Here is an 18,950-nt window from a genome sequence, read left to right as displayed (position 1 = left end):
GTACGCCAATTTGCAGGATTAGGGAGTGACAACTAGCTAACACGGGGTTTCTTTTGCCTTTTTTTCTGTTTAGTAAATTGTATCCGTTCAGCGGAGTGGTAGAATAAGGTAGACAAAGTGATCTAAAAAGATAATCATAGAGCAAAAGTGAGGTAATGTGGTAAACCTTTTAGAACTTTGCAAAAATTTACAGCAAAAAATAGAAAAACTGAAAGCAGAGATAGAAAACTTAAAAGCAGAAAATAAAGCTTTAAAGATAGAGAACGCTGAATTAAAGGAAAGGCTTGGTTTAAACTCGAAAAATTCATCTCTACCGAGCTCTAAAGAATTGTACAAAACAAAAAAGGACAAGCCAAAAAGCGAAAGGAATGTTGGCGATCAGGTTGGGTATAAAGGAAATTTTCATGCCACAATGGAAGCGGATAAAGTAGTAAAAATAGAGTTGCCTAATATTTGCGAATGCGGAGGAGAGCTTGTAATATGCGAAAAACCTTATGTTCACCAAAAAGTTGATCTTCCGGAAATTAGGCCTTATGTAGTAATTGGAACATGGTCGTTGTTGGAGATGCAGAAAAAGAAAAAGTAGCAAGTTACCAGAAGGTGTTACGCCAGATACATTTGGTCCAAGGGTTAAGTCTATAATTGCAGCACTCAGCGGATTTTACAAAAACTCAAAGCGTGAAGTGGCTAGTATCATAAATGACATTTTTAATTTGAACATAAGTGTTGGCAGCATATCAAATCTTACTATTACCCACAAATATGAGGTTCGTGAGCAAGTCGCCATCCTTCTTCTAGATCAAAGAAACGTCTCCACCCTTTCCAAAGAGTAATTGGTCCTGGTTTTGGGTCGCTTTTTCTTGCTAAATGACCTCCAAGTTCACGAAACGGCTTCTTTTATAGTAGGGGCTATATTTGGACATGGTTTCCTGTGTATTTTAACATATAAAACTTTCCATTCTTCCTCAGCTAATAAGGCAGTACATGGTAATGTTGGGTTAGTTCTTGCAATTGATGTAATAAAGAAAATTCTCCAAGCAATAATGCTCATGACTGTTAAATACCTCATTAATCTTTCTGCTGTTCCAAGTCTACATTCCTCAACTTTGAGACCGGATTTAAAATTTTATGTAATATCTCTATTTTCCATCTAAGGAAATTGTAAGTTAAAAACGTGATATAAAAGAGATAAGAGAGAAAGATAACCCTGCTCACTAGGAATAGCGGGCGTGCGCGACCGAAAGGAAATTGGTATTACAACCGTTGGTATCAAGGTACGCTAGCCCTATCTCTCGATACGTTTGAATAGTTGCTTGGGACATATATATGCACCCGTTTACAATCTTAAATTAACTAAAACTATCGAGGTTTATTATGGTTACATCTTATCAAAATTTTATTGGCATTGACATCGGAAAATTTAAAAATGTCGTTGCAATTCACAAACAGAAGAATGCTGTCGAATTTGATAATAATGCTTCTGGTTGGCAACAATTATTTCAAGAGTTTTCAGATATTCTACCTAATGCTTTAGTGACTTTAGAAAATACAGGGAAATATGAGCTTGGCTTATCACATTTTCTTACCGACAAAAATATTGCCGTGCATCGAGCTAATACTCGTAAAGTAAAAAGCTTTATTTTATCTCATGGAGCTTTAGCAAAGTCTGATAGATCAGATGCAAGAGCTCTTGCTCAATATGGATTTGAACGCCATAGAACTATCTCTCTATTTGTACCTACCTCTACAGAACAATCAACTTTGGCTGCACTTTGTCAACGTCGTGATGATATTACGCAAATGAGAACTCAAGAAAAATGCAGACTTGAAGCACCGGAAAATGATCATATAAAAGAAAGCTGTCAAAAGACCATTGAGTTTTTCGATAGTCAAATAAACGAACTCAATGATACTATACAAAAGATTACTGATGAAAGCCGCGAATTACAACAACGCCAAAAAATTCTTAAAACAGTTCCTGGAAAAGTTATCACAAGATTTTTTGTGTTTAATGCCAGAGCTTGGTTACTTAAACAGAAAAGAAGTAGCAAGTCTTGCCGGAGTTGCACCGCATCCAAAAGAAAGTGGTAAAGCTGTTGGTTACCGAAGGATTACAGGTGGTAGAAGTAACGTTCGTTCAAAGCTCTTTACAGCCGCTATGGCTGCTACAAGGTCAAAATCTATACTTGGCGCCTTTTATTCTAAGCTTGTTGAAAGTGGTAAGAAGAAGATGGTGGCTATAACAGCCCTAATGCGTAAAATTATAGTAATTGCTAATACAAGACTTAAAGAAGCAATTAATTTGCATACTTAAAAATCTTCACAACGGTAACTAAAATTGGCTAATGAATATGTGCGTCCACACAGACTTAAAGCACATATTCATTAGCTTAAGCAGAAATTGCTGTGGTAGCTGTTTGATATAAAATTCTATTTCTATGACAAACGGGTTTTTATTGCCCATATAATTTGCAAAATTACACAAATAAAAAAATTTTTAAAAAACATAGTTGATAGCAGAAAAAGCACCAATAATAAAGTTAGCCTACGATGAGTTAGACAAGTTTTGCTGGAATGAGAAAGATTTAGTAGCATATGAAGAAAGAATAATGGATCTGCGGAAAGAAGAAGCCATTCTTGAATACAAACTTGAGGAAGGTATAGAGAAAGGAAAAATCGAAGTTGCAAAAAATTTACTTAAAGCTGGTGTATCTGTTAATTTAATAGCTGAATCCACTGGCCTTTCTCAAGCTGAAATTGTACAGCTTAAGCAAGAAGTAGCCTAAGTATCACGTTTTTCAGGGCTTTTTTAGCTCGGCAGTGGTCTGAAAAGTCCATTTTTCACTTTATAAAATGTTTATATTTTACCACCTACTTTATTTGAATAAGTTCTTCTGCCACACTCTGAACGGATACTTGAATCAGGCTCAAGTTGACAAGTAGATGTTATCTTGTTATAATAAATATTTATTAATTTAATCTTAACTTAAGAGGGTATTTATGGTAGCAAGTGATAGTGTTTTAAAAAGGTATGCGTTAGCCTATATAAAGAAATTAGGTAATAATAATAATATTGAAGGGTTTCTACAGTATTGTAATAATACACCGAATTTAACTTGGAGCAAGGAGAATTTTAAAAATGTGTATGAAGAATTTACACATCCAAATTCAAGCAATAGGCACGATACAGGAAGCAGAAATGATCAATATAACGCAGGGAATAACGCACAACCTACAGGCTCTCAGACTACACATATACATGTATACAATGATAGAGGTTTAGATTTTTGGGATTATTTACTACTTCGCAGCCTGTTTGGTGGTCATACTACAGTTATAAATAACCCTGGTTTCAGTAGTGGTAGCCATCAAAGCAGAGAAGATAAGAAAAAAGACTCAGAAGACAATAGAAAGTTATTAGCTTTAGGTATGGTAGCTGCAGTTGTGTGTGTTGCTTTCCATGCTGGTATGTGTTTTTGGTATAACAGCAGCAGAAAAGTGGCTAGAAAAGAAGAAAAAATAGATTACCTGGATAGTAAATTTAAAACGTTCAGAAATATAGAATTTGCGGTTGGCGCTGTTTCTTTGGCAGCTTTGGTAGCTTGTGCTGTTTACCCAGTCTTACCAGTGTGGGGTTTAGTTATCCTTGGCGTTAATTCTCTTGTGTGTTTTACTGGTGGTTTAGCTTTTCATATGAAGCATGAGGAAGAATCAGAAAATATCGAGAAAGCTGAAAGAGCGGTAGATAGCTATCTTAAACAAGGGCATGGTTATGGAGATTCTTCTCGTTATGATGCACCACCTCCTTACTTTTCTCAAGATCCTAATACTACTCCAACTGCTCCTCCTCAAAATGCATTTGATAATCCTTATTTGCAACAGAAGTTTGGGAATTGTAAGGGGTTCACGCGTGATAAAAATCAACAGTTTTATTTTTAGCCAAATTAATTGAATCAAGCTACAAAACCTGCTAAAGTTAACTTTGTGAAAGCACCCTTAGCTCAGTTGGATTAGAGCATTTGACTACGGATCAAAAGGTCGGGCGTTCAAGTCGCTCAGGGTGCACCACATTTTATAGGAAACAGAAGTCACACTTGAAATTAATATATGTAATACCTATCTTTAAAGGTTAAACACTAAACTATTATATATGAGCAAAAAAGACTACTATGATCTGCTGGAAGTAGGCAGAAATGCCAATATTGATGAGATAAAAAAAGCATATAAAAAATTAGCGTTAAAATATCATCCTGATAGAAATCCTGGCAATAAAGAAGCAGAGGAAAAATTTAAAGAAGTAACAGCTGCATATGAAGTTCTGTCTGACTCTGAGAAAAGGGCAGGCTATGACCGTTATGGCCACGAAGGTGCTTCTGGTGGATTTCAAGGCTTTAGCTCTGCAGGAGATTTTAGCGACATATTCAATGACTTCTTTGGTGGAGGATTCGGTGGTGGTGCAAGTAGATCGAGAGCAAAAAGAAGTACAACAGGAGTATCTGGAGCAGACCTACGTTATGATCTTGAAATTACCTTAGAAGATGCATTTAAAGGAATACAAGCGCCTATACATTATGTGACAAATGTAAAATGTGATACATGCCAAGGCACAGGTGGCGAAGGAGCAATTAAACCAGTTCAGTGCCACACATGCCAGGGAAGCGGTAGGATTAGAACTCAACAAGGCTTTTTTACCATCGAAAGAACATGTACTACATGCTATGGGGAAGGAGAAATAATACAAAACAAATGTAAGAAATGTGGTGGAAGTGGACGTAGAAGAGATGAAGTAAATATATCCGTTTCAATTCCAAAAGGCATAGAAGAAGGAGCTAAGGTAAGGATAAGTGGTAAAGGAGAAGCTGGAACAAAAGGTGGAAAAAGTGGAGATTTATACGTATACGTGAAAATAATTTTCCATAAAATCTTTGCTAGAAATAAAGCAGATTTACACTGTAAAGTGCCTATAAGAATGACACTAGCAGTGCTTGGTGGTGAAATCGATATTCAATCAATTGATGGAGCTAAAATAAAAGTAAAGGTCCCTGAAGGCACTCAAACTGGTACCAAACTACGTTGTAGGGAAAAGGGTATGCCATATATGAACTCACATGCTCGTGGTGATTTATACGTACAGGTAATAGTTGAGACTTTAAATCCAAAAAATTTAACTAAAAAGCAAATTGAACTATTAAAAGCGCTTGAAGAAGAGGAAAATGCAAGTGTACAACAGCAATCTGAAGGGTTTTTTAGTAAAGTAAAAAAAAATAAGAAATCTGCTAAATGACATAAAGGGGTAACTGTTTACGGGTTTTCATTTAATCCTGCAATTTTTTGATCTCACTCATGGAAAACTTAACAATAATTAGCCAATAGAAACTTCTTAGCTCCTTATAGCCAAAGTGGCTTAGGTTTACCTACAATTTGAAAAACAACAAATTCGTCATTCCGCTACTCGTTAGCGGAATCTATACCGCGAATAAATCGCGGTATGACGTTGGGAAACCTTTCTTGGGTTAGCTATAAAACTATGTAAAAGCAATAAATTTCTTTATTTAAGGTCGAAGTTTTGCTATTCTCAGGTTTTAATAATTTAAATTTAATGAATATAAACAAAAATGAGTTTTTATTTCTTCCGCTTGGGGGAGTAGGAAGAATCGGGATGAATGTTAGCCTATATCATTACCAAGGTAAGTGGATTATGATCGACCTTGGTGTTGGTTTTGCAGATGAAACTATGCCAGGTGTTGAGCTGCTCATTGCTGATATAGATTTTATTGCTCAAAGAAAAAAAGATTTACTTGGAATAATAATTACACATGCACATGAGGACCACTGCGGTGCAGTGCCCCACTTGTGGGAAGAGTTGCAGTGCTCCATATATACAACAAAGTTTACGGTTAATTTTCTTAAAGAAAAACTAAAAGAATTTCGATTGGAAGGTATAGTGCCTGTAAAAGAGGTAGACATAAATGGCAGCATAAATTTGGGTCCTTTTACCGTCGAGTTTATAAATGTAACTCATTCAATTCCTGAGGCAAATTCAATATTAATTAGCACTGAAATGGGTAGTGCACTCCATACCGGAGACTGGAAATTTGATCCAAAACCTGTTGTTGGATTAACTTCTAATATGGAGCGTCTAAAAGAAATTGGCGATAAAGGTGACCTGCTTGCAGCAATTTGCGATTCAACCAATATATTAAGCAAGCATCACCCTGAGTCAGAAGGTGAAATTTATAATAATATTTATAACATAATAAAGCGGTCTAAAAAATTAGTTGCTGTTTCGCTATTCGCTTCAAATGTGGCACGAATTGAAACGATAAGCCAAGCTGCAAAAGCACTAAATAGAAAAGTAGTTTTACTTGGTAGATCTTTATGGAGAATAGTGAAAGTTGCGCAAGATAGTGGTTATTTAACTGATTCTCCTCAGTTTCTTGAAGCAAAGGAAGCAGTAAATTTTCCAAGGGAAGAACTGGTGCTACTTTGCACAGGTTGTCAAGGTGAGCCACTGGCAGCTACCGCAAGACTTGCTGCTAAGAGTCATCAAGCATTTAAAATGCAGCAAGGTGATACCATGATCTTTTCGTCAAAAATCATTCCTGGAAATGAAACTCGTGCGCACAACATGCTCAATGCCTTTATTGAGATGGGGGTAGAAGTTATTACTGAAAAAACAGAGCATGTTCATGCTTCTGGGCATCCAACAAGAGAAGAGCTAAAGGAAATGTATTCTTTAATAAAACCGAAGATGTCTATTCCAGTTCACGGCGAATATATTCACACGCATGCACATGTAAAATTTGCTAAAGAGTGCGGTGTGGCAAAGGCAATAATGATTGCACCAGGTGATATTGTTAATTTGGAGAACGGAGAAAAAGTTGATTCAATTGATGTTGACTACTTTGGTATTGATGGTATGCTGCTACGTCATCCGGAGAGCAGTGTTATAAAAATGCGTAAAAGGATGAGAGATGCCGGAGTTATTGTGGTAACAGCAGTTGTAAACAAGAAAAATAAATTGCTTGCTAAACCAAAAGTATTTGTACCTGGTGTTTTTGAAGTGCTAGAAGATGCAGCTACCATACAGAAAATTGTCAAGAAAGTTGAGTCGTTGTTTAGTTTGCAGCCAACAAAAAAAATTAAAAATAAGATTGAAAGTTCAATATTGAGTATCTTAAAGGAATATTTACTAAAAAGGCCTATAATTGAGGTTCAGATAGAACAGGTATGAAATGAATGAAGCTATTCGTTCATCTGGTGTTATTTATTTCGTTATTTATTCCTTATTTTACAAAAGCTGCTTTATATGTTGATATAAAAAAAAGCAGTGTTGGTAACATTGGTCTTGTTGTATCTAAATGTACATGTAAAACAGCGTTGGAAAGCGAATTAAGCGAAAATATTGCAAAGGTAATAGGAACAAATTTATCTAATTGTGGCTTATTTAATGTAAAACGTGGCGCGGAAGCTGAATCTAAATCTTGGAAAAGCGATACTGTAGTCACAGTAAGTTTAAGCGAAATATCTGGTAGTGCATTAGAGCTATCATTTCGTTTATTTGACACTTTTACAAAAAGAGAATTACTTACTCAGTCAGTTGTTTTTCCAGCAAAAGACTGGAGAAAAATTGGTCACCTCGTTTCGGATGTGATACATGATAGATTAATTGGTGAGAAAGGGCACTTCAACACAAAAATCACGTATATCGCTGAAGAAAAAGATAGCAACTACAAATCTGTGCGTAAAATTGCTGTGATGAATCAAGATGGAAGTAATATAAAATACTTAACAAATGGCGATAGATTTGTGTCAACACCGAGATTCTCACCAAATGGAAAGGGTATTGTTTATATCTCGTACGCAAATGGTAAAAGTTATATAATATTAAAAAATTTAAAAGATAACACTGAATCAATAATCAGCGCATTTGAAGGAGTTGTTTCTGCACCAAGATTTTCTCCCGATGGTAAATCTCTTTTAATTTCCCACTCATTGGGTGGTGAAACGAATATATTATCTTTGGATTTAAGTAGTAAACGAACAAAAAAAATTACTAAAGGTTCAGCTATAAGCACTTCTCCCTCTTTTTCTCCAGATCAAAAGTATATGGCTTTTAGTTCTGATATAAGTGGGAGTCAGCAACTGTACGTTATCGATTTTACTAACAAAAGTAAAAAACCTAAAAGAATTAGTTTTGGAAGTGGAAGATATGCTACGCCTGTTTGGTCGCCAAAAGGAGATCTGATAGCTTTTACAAAGATTCAGTCAGGAAAATTTTACATAGGAGTTATGAAGCCAGATGGCAAAGAAGAACGTCTGCTTTCAGAGGGGCATAAAATTGAATCCCCGGCATGGCTACCAAATGGTAGAGAAATCATTTTTACAAGAACAGAATCACCAAGCAACTCTAAACTATATTTAGTAGACTTAGTAAAGAAAAATCAAAAAATGGTTTCCACTCCCACAAATGCTTCTTTACCGGATTGGTCTTATTTTTGAAAGTAGATCTATTATAGGTTTGATATGAGCCTTATTTTACTTTAATCGCTTATAACCTTTGGCACTACAAAATACCCATGCTCAGGTTTTGTATTGGACAATATCTCTTTTTTAATGTTTTGAGAATTTATAACATCATCGCGTACATGAATGTCCTTGTCTATGCTGCCATAACGCATAGGAGAAACACCTTCAGTATTAACTTGCAATAAAGTATCGTGTATCCAATCCAGCATTGTCAGTTCTTTGGAGTAGTGATCAATCTCGTCATTTGATAACTTAATCCTTACAAGCTGTGCAATTTTAAGCATTTCTTCCTTGGTAATTGTTATTTTTCTCTTATTTGCAAATTCTATTAGTGAAGTAATAACGTCTTCTGTTGACTTAGCTGGCATTTCTACCTCCTTGGATGAAGTGAGTTAAAATATTTACAACCGAAACAACTTCTATTTTACCAGTTTTTTCAAGTTTGTGAAGTATGGTATCCGTAATCACTAATTTATCTAAAGAAGAGGAAGAGATTTTCTCAACTGCACTTCCTGAAAGCACACCGTGTGTGATGCATGAAGTTACGGACTTTGCTCCGTAACTTTTTAAAGCAAGAGCTGCATTACACAACGTTCCACCAGAGTCAACTATATCATCAACAATGACACAATTTTTGTTTGCAACTTCTCCTATTATGTTCATTACTTGAGATGTGCCTGCTTTCTCCCTATATTTATCTACTACAATAATCTTATCACTTAACCCTATCTTGTACTTTTCCTCTAAAGCCCTCGCAAAAGCACGTGCTCTGCCAATTGCCCCAACATCAGGTGCAACAATTGCCAAATTTTCCGTGTTTATAGAGTCAACAAATGCTTCAAAGCAGTTCAAATTAGTTACCGGTACATCAAAGAATCCTTCAATTTGACTTGAGTGCAAATCAATAACTGCAACACTACTTGCACCTGCAGTTTGAATAAGATTTGCAACTAATTTAGCACTTAAAGCAGATTGCATATTATTGTTTTTGATAATTCTATCTTGTCTGCTATATCCATAATAAGGAATAATTACTACTATCCTTTTGGCTCCTAATCTATTTACTGCATCAATTATAAGCAGAAGCTCCATAAGGTTATCATTCACAGGGGGAGAAAGAGATTGTACTATGTATACTTCTTGATTATACAGATCATTTGCTACTTCTACATTTACCTCGCCATCGGTAAACTTTGATATCCAAGCAGAGGATGGTTGAACATCTAGCCGGTTAACTACTGATTCCCCTAATTCCTTACTAGCATTACCTATTATTATCTTCATAACGCACTAATTGAGTTTTTAAGATTATACAGAAATTGTAAAATAATTGAAATGTAAGTTTCTTTATCTAGTATTCTTGTCGGCGAATTAGGTATCTCTTGTACAATGACCTGTCATTTTCACGCATTGTTTCAATATACAGACCCAAATTGAAACAACTATACAAAATCCTGCTTATGTTTCAAGATAAATGACTTTAATGAAATATAATTTATCTAGTCATTTGTATCTGCTAACATACTACACTTCCCATTGTAGAGCCTCTGCAACTTACTGAAATTTATAATCGCTTTATAAAAAGTTTTATACTCTTTGCTTAATTGGAGGTGCTACCTCTGCACTTTCTGCTCTGTCTAGAGTACTACTTGGTTTTTCTGCAGTAATTTTTTGAATGCTACCATCTACCTTATTCTTGATATCTGCTCCATATGATCTTAATACTTCAATAGCTTTTTCGTTTCCACTATTCAGCGCAATATCCAAAGCATCCATTCCATCATTATTTTTGTGGTTGATAAAATTCTCTAACTCAAAGATTTTTATATATTGCTCAATGATGAATTCTACCACTTTTCCAGGGCAATTATTAGCGGCAGGAAAGAGTACTGCATTGTTATTATTGTCTTTCTTTGTTACATCTGCTTTGAGCTTGTCTATCAAATACTTGATAATTTCTATTCTGCTATCATCTTCTGCTTCAGTGCACTGCCTAGCAGCTAAAAACAGAGCTGTTCGCCCATTATTGTCCACATCTTCAATATCTTGTCCCTTATCAATTAAGGCTTGTATTATATTTTTGTTCCCATACAAAGCAGCAAAGTGAAGAGGAGTATACCCTTCGGTGCTTTCTCTTTCATTAATCAATGCACCATGGCTAGCTAGTAATTCTATAAATTCTGGCGTATTTGCAAAAACTGCAAAGTGCATTGGTGTTAGATCATCTTTACCATGATTTTGAGTTTTTGCATTAACGTTTGCTCCATTTTTTATTAGCAATTTTGCTATTTCTAATTGTTTGCGTCCGATGGCAATATGCAGTGGCGTACGATTGCGTTCATAATGATCATTGACGTTTGTGCCACACTTTATTAGTAGTTCTGCAGCTTCAATATTACCTTCCTGAATTGCAACATATAAGGAAGCATATCCATCTTTTGTTTCCTCTGTCATACGAAATTGCGAACATGTTGGTTCATATATTATTAAGGATTATTATTAAGTTTTTATTAATACAATATTAATGTAGCGGGATGACGAGCTTATCGTCATCCCGCCGCGAACCGTCATACCACTGCGAACCGTCATACCGCCGCGGTATCTCTAGATCCCGCTAACAAGCAGCGGGATGACGGTTTTTCAAATTATCGTAAGTCAGTTTAGCTATAGCTACAAGTTTCATTCTTCCCTTACAAATAACTTTACTGCGTCCTTTTTTCGGATTCAGAATTAGCAAGAAACGTTCTTGTAAGGTGGTCTACTAAAATTTTGCTTTATAAAACAATGTCTGAACTATGCAATTAATACATTATCAACACAACTGATTCATAAAAGCAAATATTATAACCACGAAGAGAGGAAATGTTATACTTAGTTTAATAAGAAAGACCTTGAGAAAAAAAATGACTCATCAGGTAAACGATTCGAAATTGAAAGAGAAAGATGAAAAAAATATTTTAAAATTAGCATCAAAAATAAAAGGCAAAAAAAGTAGCATTGCTGAAGAACTAGAAAAAATATCTAAAAAGGAAAAACAAAGGATTCTTACTACGGAAGTAAGCAAACATCGGGGTAAAGAACCAACTATTATATCACTTGCTTATGCTATACTACGTAAAGATAGTATAGCTGTTGAGAAAATGTTAAGAGTAGCTAAAGAAAACGGTATTCTGAAAGACATTCTTGACGCAACAACAACTATAAAATATCCAGGTGGTCAGGAAGAAACTTGCACACCACTTACTTATGCCATATTATGTAAAAATAGCAAAACTATTGAAGAAACTTTAAAAGTCTCTAAAGAAAACGGTATTCTGAAAGATATTCTTAACGCAACAACAACTATAAAATATCCAGATGGTCGGAGAGCAACTGTTACACCACTTGCTTATGCTATACTACGTAAAGATAGTATAGCTGTTGAGAAAATGTTAAGAGTAGCTAAAGAAAACGGTATTCTGAAAGACATTCTTAACACAACAATAACCATAAAACATAAAAATAATCAAAAAGTAACTGATAAGTTACTTGCCGCATTACATGATCGCAAAGTTATTCAAGAAATTTTAGACATAGCTAGAGAAAACGATATTCTGAAAGACATTCTTAATGCAACAATAACTATAAAATATCCAGATAGTGAAGAAAAAATCTACACACCACTTACTTATACAATATCATGTAAAAGCAACGAAGCTTTTAATACAACAAGAGCTATAAATCAAGATGGTCAGGAAAAAACTCACATCCCATTTCCTACCGTTTCCGTACTTGATGAAAGAGAAACTGAATTAAAATTAAAAGAAAAAAGACAAAGTAGAAGAGATGAGGGATTAAATTTTAACAATGGTAGTAGTGACAAAAATGTTGAAATAAAAGTTAACGGGGATATCTTGTTGCAGCATAGTAGTGGAACTAAAAATGAAATAAATCATACTGCTGTACGTAATGATGTAGGGGGGGTAAAGCCTCTAATAGAAAGTAGAGTAAATGTTAAAGTACAGAATATAAATGCAGTGATTGCAACTTCTGTGACATTTAAAATGATTGCAACTTCTGTGACACTTGAGTTGGTAGCTAGTAAAATAACATGTGTACTGTCAAAACCCACCACTAAATTGGAAGAAGTAGCTATAACATATTTTCAAGGTTTAGCACTATATTTGTGAAACTTAATTTATATGTGCTAAACAAGATGCTGATTAGTTTTATAGCTAACCCAAGAAAGGTTTCCCTACGTCATACCGCCGCGGTATCTCTAGATCCCGCTAACAAGTAGCGGGATGACGGTTGTCGTTTAGCCATAAATATTAAGAAATTTACCAAATAAAAAAAAGGCAAAAGAAGCCCTGGGGTTATTATCTGCTTTAAAATATTGGCGTTTTTTATGTTTTAAACGCTTGACAAGCGAGATTCAGCCGCTTTTAATTGCAACTAACTTACGCTGCAAATGTTTAAGAAATTTACTAAGCAGAAAAAAAGACAAAGAATCCCCGAGTTAGCTAGTCTTTTACTATCTCTGTCGAGTATTGGCATTTTTTGATGTCTTGTAACGCTTTATAAGCGCGTTCAGCTTATTTAGATAAAAATCTAGATGTAGATGAAGTTTTGTAAAGACATACAGTATCTATATACTGCAAAAAATTGAACATAAGACGCCGATACATTAAGTAATCCTTACCTTTTAATCTGCAGATTGGCGAAAGCAAATACAATAGCTTCACTGTTATGATAAGGGGGCTGGCGAAGGGTGTCAAGGAAGTTTTTGTTTCTGTGAACCACCTGCTAACCGACAGCTAACATTAACTACCGATATCGTATCTGAAGAAGCCCCCTGGCCATTCTAAAAAATTTAATGCTGAGTACAGCTTACTTTTGGCTTCCTCTATAGTGCTCCCTTCTGCTACTATATTTAGCACTCTTCCGCCATCGGAAACTAAGTTACCACTTTCATCGAATTTAGTACCAGCATGAAACACCAACACACCAGGAATGCTTTCAATCTTATCTAATCCTTTAATTACTTCTCCCTTTTGATAATCACCCGGATAGCCTTTACTTGCAACAACTACACAAACTGTAGATTTGTTGTTAAGTTCCACCATTTTGACATTTAACTTTCCTTCTGCAACTGACAACATCAATTTTAACAAATCGCAATTTGAATCAAATCTAGGTAATATAGATTGCGTTTCTGGATCACCGAATCTAACGTTATACTCGAGAAGTTTTGGGCTATCTTTGCAAATTATTAAACCAGCAAAGAGTACTCCTTTATAAGACGTACCCATGTTAACCAATGCTTGAGCTGTAGGGTATATTATTTTTTGGATAATTTTTTGCTCCATGTCCTTACTTATAATTGAAGGTGATGAGTACGACCCCATACCTCCAGTATTTTGGCTTTCATTACTTTCATCAACTCTCTTATAATCTTTTGCACACCCAAGAGTTACTACTTTCAACCCATCAATAAGAGCAAAAAAACTTACTTCTTCTCCAACTAAAAACTCTTCTATGATTATTTCTTCACCTGATTCACCAAATTTTTTCTCCACTAGCATTGAATTTATTGCTGAAAAAGCTTCGCTTTCTGTATTACATATAACCACCCCTTTTCCTGCTGCAATTCCATTTGCTTTCACTACAAGTGGAAACTTTATTTTATTGCTACGTACAAAATCTTTAGCTAACCCTTCATCAACAAAACACTCGTACTTGGCAGTTGGTATACCATATCGTTTACATAGTCCCTTGGTGAAAGACTTCGATCCCTCAAGTTTTGCAGTTGCTTGACTTGGAGCAAAAACATTTATTCCCTCTGCAACTAAATCATCAGCAAGCCCATCAATTATTGGTTGTTCTGGACCAATAACAACCAACTCTATATTTTCTCTCTTGCAAAATTGTGTAACATCTACTGAATTTTGAATATTTACATCCACAAGAGCCCCAAGATCTTTCATAGCTTGGCGACCAGGAGTTACATATAACTCAGTCAAGATAGGAGATTTTTTTAGAGCCCAAAGTAGAGCGTGCTCACGCCCACCAGAACCTATAACCAGAACCTTCATCTTTATTTCCTCGCTTTTCTATATGTCAAAATTATTATTTGCTTATAACAGTATCATTACTCATGTATTTTTGCAACACGTTTGGTATTGCAATCGACCCGTCAGAATTTTGATAATTCTCCATTATGGCAATAATCGTTCTTCCTATAGCTAAAGCTGAGCCGTTTAAAGTGTGAATATATTTTTTCATCTTTTTATCAGTTTCTGAAGAGTATTTAGCGTTCATCCTTCTTGCTTGAAATGCACCACAATTTGAGCAGCTTGATATTTCTCTATATTTATTTTGCCCAGGTAACCATACCTCTATGTCATAAGTCCTTTGTGCAGCAAAACCCATATCGCCACTGCAAAGCAGCATTACTCTGTATGGCAATTCTAATTTTTTTAATATCTCTTCAGCAACACTCGTCATACGCTCAAGCTCATCATTTGATTGGTCTTCAGTTGTGATGCTTACCAACTCCACTTTACCAAATTGGTGTTGCCTTATCATGCCCCTGGTATCGCGACCTGCACTACCTGCTTCTTTACGAAAGCACTCCGAATATGCAGTAAAGCGAATAGGCAGTTCTTTTTCTTCCATTATTTTGTCAGCAACTAAATTTGTTAAAAACACTTCACTTGTGGGAATCAACCTCAATTCGTCGGTAGTTAAATACGAATCGTCAGAAAATTTCGGTAGCTGACCAACATTATACATAGCTTCGTTTTTCACCAAAGCCGGGTGGTACACCTCAGTATAGCCAAATTCATTAACATGCATTTCAAGCATACAATTTATTAGCGCTCGTCCAAGCTTAGCTAACTGTCCTTTTAATATCGTAAATCTTGATCCGGAAATTCTCGCCGCTTGTTCGAAGTCCATTAAACCTAACTTTTCCCCGAGCTCATAATGAGATTTTGCTGTAAAATAAAACTGTCTTTTTCCTCCATATCTTCTCACCTCTAAATTAGAGTTCTCATCTGCGCCTATTGGCACATCTTGCGCAGGAATATTCGGCAAGTTAGATAAAACATTCACTAACTTATCCTTTTCTGCTTGTTCTTTTAAGCTGATTGCCTCTATCTCATTTGTGATGCTTTTTGACAACTCTATTTGCTCTTCACAGGGGCTCTTGCTCATTTTAAGCTTTTTTATTTCCTCTGTGATTTCATTGCGCTGCCTATTCAAATCCTGCAGTTTAGTGGTTAATGATCTTTTCTCGTGATCGATTTCTAATATCTCTTCCGCAGTAGATTCTCTAATTCCCCTGCTTTTCATTGCCTTTTCAAATCCTTCAGGGTTTTTGCGTATATATTCTATATCGTGCATATATTGTGCTATTACTAACATTGTTACTGTACTCCAAAAGCTCTTAATATTCAATATATTCTCATACTACTAAAATTATTATGGTTGATTTTTTTGTTAGAATTTGTTAAAATTTAATTAACTTAGCGTTCATAGGGAGTAGTATGTTGGGTATTACAAAAAATAATCAGAAAGAGAGCACTGGCTTTGCTGGTGAGGAATTCGTTATCTACGCTACTTGTGTATGCCTAGCAGCCACATTCGCTGCTGGCTGTTTAGGGGCGGTAATAGGATCCCCTCTATTGACCTTTCCACTTGCTATGCTCATCTCTAACCCCGTAGTTTGGGTTTTAATGGGAATAATTCTTACAGTAGCATACAAAATGGTTGTTGAACCTTTATTTTACTTAGCGAAGAACTATATTAATGGAAAAAGAGCTTCAAAGGGGGAAAGGAGTGAAGAAAAAGATACAGAACTACAAGATTTGCAAGGCAAGACTCCAGAAAAGCAAGCAAGACCGAAAACTCCTGATAGGGATAGTGGTATTTTTGACTGCAAAGAAAATAAGGATTCTTTTGTATATAAGACAAATAAAAAAGAAGATTATAAATTTTGGTTAAGTAATTTTGATATTGCAGAGATTGCAAAAAGTTACTATGGATGGATGCCATATCGTAAAAAAGGTCACAGGGAATTTTCCAAAGGAGTGTTCTTTTCTTGCCTCGATAATCTTACATCTTTTCTGGGGAACCGATTGCAAGAATATAAAGATAAAGTAAAAGGGGATAACAATTTAGTATTATCTTCAATTCTTAACTTAAATAACAATCATTGGGTAACATTGGTTATTTCTCATGATGAAAAGAGTAAAAAGTTTAGAGCATATTATTGCGATTCATTTGGTGAACCATTACCAGAAGAGGTATCAAGTGCGCTACAGAAAACTCTAGGAATAGACAATAGTAGTATTAGAAACTCAAAAGCTAAACAACAAGATGATAAGTATAATTGTGGAATATTTGCCTTAGAGAATGCTAAGAAAATTACAGATATGCTGAAAGCAGGCAAATCGTTTGATGAAATTGATGATCAGCTAAAATATGAACTTAGTTCAGAGCAATTAATAGAGAAGAGAAAAGAATTTGCAAAAGCGTTGAAAAAGGATGAACAAAGCAGGGCTGGCACGCCAAGCCCTGTATTAGGTGGTCCAGGAAATATAAGTCGTAAAGATAGCGGAGTAAGTTTAGATTCAGTAGAAAGTAAGCAAACAAAAATTGTTCAATATAATACTACAGGTGATGGCAACTGCTTTTTCCATGCGGTATTTGGTGATAATAGCTCTGGTCAATATAAAACTGAAAAAGCACAAGATATGAGAATGGAATGGCACAAATTTTTAAGTCAATTTAACTCTTTGAATGATCCAAGGATGCCTGAGTTATTGAAGGGACAGATGCAGAAAGTTTTTGGTGCATTCTTAGAAAATCCAAATCATTTGATTGGTATGTCGGACTCAATAAAAGATTTGGTTCAGCATACAAACAGACGGGTAGAGAAGATCAAAAAAAAGACTAATAAATTAATAAAAAAGTTATGTTGTCTTACAACATTAAAAGAAAATGAAGTTATAGGTGATTTAAGAAGCATTAGTGCTAGTAATCTCAATATTAGTGAAAGAAAATATGATAGAAATTATAATAGTGATACTGCAGCAAATTCTTTTCTCAATGGCAAATCCATTTATAGATCTTATCTAGAGGCAATCAGCAGCCAAAGTTACCATGTTTTCATAGAAGAAATTTCTATCTTAGCTTCGCTGGCTAATATTGAAATTGACGTCTACTATAAAAATAATGGTAATGATGTAAATACATTGTTTCTGCCAAATGCGGGAATGATAAATGAAGGTTATCAGCAGAACAACGAGCTATGGGGAAATAAAGAACAAGAAACGGTATACTTGGCACCTGGTCATTATGAGAGAGCTGAGATAGTAGAGGTAGAGCCTTCTCTTATGGAAAAAGTAAGTTCGGCTATACAAAGTGTTGTAACAGTATGTGTAAATGCGCTAGGTTTGAACACATAGAATATATGTCCCTACAAGTAGGAAATTTGACAATTGATTCTCCAGTTATTTTAGCTCCAATGTCTGGAGTGACTGATTATCCGTTTAGAAGTATTGTGAAGAAACTTGGTGCAAGTTTGTTAGTTTCAGAGATGATCGCAAGCAGAGCTATGATTATGCAAACTCGCCAGAGTTTGCAAAAAGCAAAAGTCGATGCATTAACTGCTGTGCAGCTTGCTGGGTGTGAGCCAGATGTTATGGCGGAGGCTGCAAAATTAAACGAGGACATGGGAGCAAAAATTATAGACATAAACTTTGGTTGCCCTGTTAAAAAAGTTGTAAACGGTTATGCAGGATCAGCGCTAATGCGTGATGAGAAAAAAGCCGCTGAGATAATTGAAGCTGTGGTCAAAGCAGTGAATATGCCAGTTACGGTGAAAATGCGCACTGGATGGAACGATGAAAATCGCAATGCCCCGAGACTTGCGAAAATTGCCGAAGACTTAGGAGCAAAAATGATCACTGTGCATGGAAGAACAAGAGCGCAGCTTTATAATGGTCAAGCAGATTGGAAATTCGTTAGAAATGTTAAAGAGCAAGTGAAAATTCCAGTTATAGTAAATGGCGATATTAAAAATTTAAATGATATTCAGAATGCTCTCAAAGAATCTGGAGCAGACGGAGTGATGATAGGTCGTAGTGCCTACGGTAAACCTTGGCTGATTAATCAAGCAATGAACTTTCTCAGTGGAAGTGAAACTTCTGAGCCAACAGCTTCAGAGAGATTAAGCATCATACTCGAGCATTACGACAATATTCTTGAGTACTATGGAAATGACACAGGAATAAAGATGGCCCGCAAACACATAGGTTGGTACAGTAGCGGGCTTCAAGGCTCATCTGAATTTCGTGTGAGAGTAAATAACATGACAGATAGCACAGAAGTGAAAGAAAATATTATTGGCTTTTTTGGTCAAGAGACACACTAGC

The 18,950-nt window shown here is 35.5% G+C and carries 12 protein-coding genes, 1 tRNA gene and 4 pseudogenes; 11 read left to right on the top strand and 6 right to left on the bottom strand.

Annotated features, from left to right (window positions below; all coding sequences use genetic code 11):
• Positions 1-157: 157 nt before the first annotated feature.
• Positions 158-743: pseudogene (locus OPR39_RS03935) on the top strand (DUF6444 domain-containing protein); the annotation flags it as partial.
• Between the two features lie 7 nt (positions 744-750).
• Here OPR39_RS03935 and OPR39_RS03930 read toward each other — a convergent pair.
• Positions 751-1,155: pseudogene (locus OPR39_RS03930) on the bottom strand (IS4 family transposase); the annotation flags it as partial.
• A 219-nt stretch (positions 1,156-1,374) separates the two neighbouring features.
• Here OPR39_RS03930 and OPR39_RS03925 point away from each other — a divergent pair.
• The 7 genes and pseudogenes from OPR39_RS03925 to OPR39_RS03895 all read left to right on the top strand — a co-directional run bounded on the left by OPR39_RS03925 (position 1,375) and on the right by OPR39_RS03895 (position 8,502).
• Positions 1,375-2,314, top strand: a pseudogene (locus OPR39_RS03925) (IS110 family RNA-guided transposase).
• Between the two features lie 199 nt (positions 2,315-2,513).
• Positions 2,514-2,786: pseudogene (locus OPR39_RS03920) on the top strand (hypothetical protein); the annotation flags it as partial.
• A 214-nt stretch (positions 2,787-3,000) separates the two neighbouring features.
• Positions 3,001-3,939 carry a hypothetical protein gene (locus OPR39_RS03915; RefSeq protein WP_265039144.1) on the top strand — a complete coding sequence of 313 codons (939 nt, stop codon included), beginning with the start codon at positions 3,001-3,003 and terminating at the stop codon, positions 3,937-3,939.
• Positions 3,940-3,990: 51 nt separating this feature from the next.
• A tRNA-Arg gene (locus OPR39_RS03910) sits at positions 3,991-4,068 on the top strand.
• Positions 4,069-4,150: 82 nt separating this feature from the next.
• Positions 4,151-5,284 carry a molecular chaperone DnaJ gene (dnaJ, locus tag OPR39_RS03905; protein WP_197907285.1) on the top strand — a complete coding sequence of 378 codons (1,134 nt, stop codon included), beginning with the start codon at positions 4,151-4,153 and terminating at the stop codon, positions 5,282-5,284.
• A gap of 315 nt (positions 5,285-5,599) precedes the next feature.
• Complete coding sequence (locus tag OPR39_RS03900) at positions 5,600-7,234, top strand: ribonuclease J (protein ID WP_012673044.1); 1,635 nt, start codon at positions 5,600-5,602, stop codon at positions 7,232-7,234.
• A gap of 5 nt (positions 7,235-7,239) precedes the next feature.
• On the top strand, positions 7,240-8,502 hold the full coding sequence (locus OPR39_RS03895) for a Tol-Pal system protein TolB (RefSeq protein WP_015588777.1): 1,263 nt from the start codon (positions 7,240-7,242) through the stop codon (positions 8,500-8,502).
• A gap of 41 nt (positions 8,503-8,543) precedes the next feature.
• Here the strand turns inward: OPR39_RS03895 and gatC are convergent, their stop codons facing one another.
• From gatC to OPR39_RS03880, 3 genes are all read right to left on the bottom strand, one after another.
• Positions 8,544-8,897, bottom strand: coding sequence for an Asp-tRNA(Asn)/Glu-tRNA(Gln) amidotransferase subunit GatC (gene gatC, locus OPR39_RS03890; protein WP_015588776.1), 354 nt, complete (start codon positions 8,895-8,897; stop codon positions 8,544-8,546).
• Entirely contained in the window at positions 8,887-9,813 is a 927-nt protein-coding gene (locus OPR39_RS03885) for a ribose-phosphate diphosphokinase (RefSeq protein WP_015588775.1), read from the bottom strand. Before OPR39_RS03885 ends, gatC begins: the two co-directional genes overlap by 11 nt.
• A 303-nt stretch (positions 9,814-10,116) precedes the next feature.
• A complete protein-coding gene (locus tag OPR39_RS03880) occupies positions 10,117-10,983 on the bottom strand; it encodes an ankyrin repeat domain-containing protein (RefSeq protein WP_006280296.1) in 867 nt (288 codons plus the stop codon).
• Between the two features lie 449 nt (positions 10,984-11,432).
• Here OPR39_RS03880 and OPR39_RS03875 point away from each other — a divergent pair, with 449 nt between their 5' ends.
• Positions 11,433-12,698, top strand: a complete 1,266-nt coding sequence (locus tag OPR39_RS03875; protein ID WP_265039140.1) for a WD_0033/WD_0034 family tandem repeat-containing protein — start codon at positions 11,433-11,435, stop codon at positions 12,696-12,698.
• 633 nt (positions 12,699-13,331) lie between these two features.
• On the opposite strand, the gene purD is transcribed toward OPR39_RS03875, so the two are convergent.
• Both purD and serS read right to left on the bottom strand, forming a co-directional pair.
• A complete protein-coding gene (purD, locus tag OPR39_RS03870) occupies positions 13,332-14,603 on the bottom strand; it encodes a phosphoribosylamine--glycine ligase (RefSeq protein ID WP_265039137.1) in 1,272 nt (423 codons plus the stop codon).
• Between the two features lie 34 nt (positions 14,604-14,637).
• On the bottom strand, positions 14,638-15,915 hold the full coding sequence (gene serS, locus OPR39_RS03865) for a serine--tRNA ligase (RefSeq protein ID WP_265039433.1): 1,278 nt from the start codon (positions 15,913-15,915) through the stop codon (positions 14,638-14,640).
• 143 nt (positions 15,916-16,058) lie between these two features.
• Between serS and OPR39_RS03860 the strand changes: the two genes are divergently transcribed.
• Positions 16,059-17,981: a C48 family peptidase gene (locus OPR39_RS03860; protein WP_265039135.1), complete on the top strand. Its 1,923-nt coding sequence runs from the start codon at positions 16,059-16,061 to the stop codon at positions 17,979-17,981.
• Positions 17,982-17,986: 5 nt separating this feature from the next.
• On the top strand, positions 17,987-18,949 hold the full coding sequence (gene dusB, locus OPR39_RS03855) for a tRNA dihydrouridine synthase DusB (RefSeq protein WP_265039133.1): 963 nt from the start codon (positions 17,987-17,989) through the stop codon (positions 18,947-18,949).
• Position 18,950 lies beyond the last annotated feature (1 nt).

Origin of the sequence: Wolbachia endosymbiont (group A) of Yponomeuta plumbellus (assembly GCF_947251575.1) — a bacterium.
Taxonomy (GTDB): Bacteria; Pseudomonadota; Alphaproteobacteria; order Rickettsiales; family Anaplasmataceae; genus Wolbachia; species Wolbachia pipientis.
Note: the sequence above shows the minus strand (reverse complement) of the source record. Positions and strands in the feature narration are given on the sequence as shown.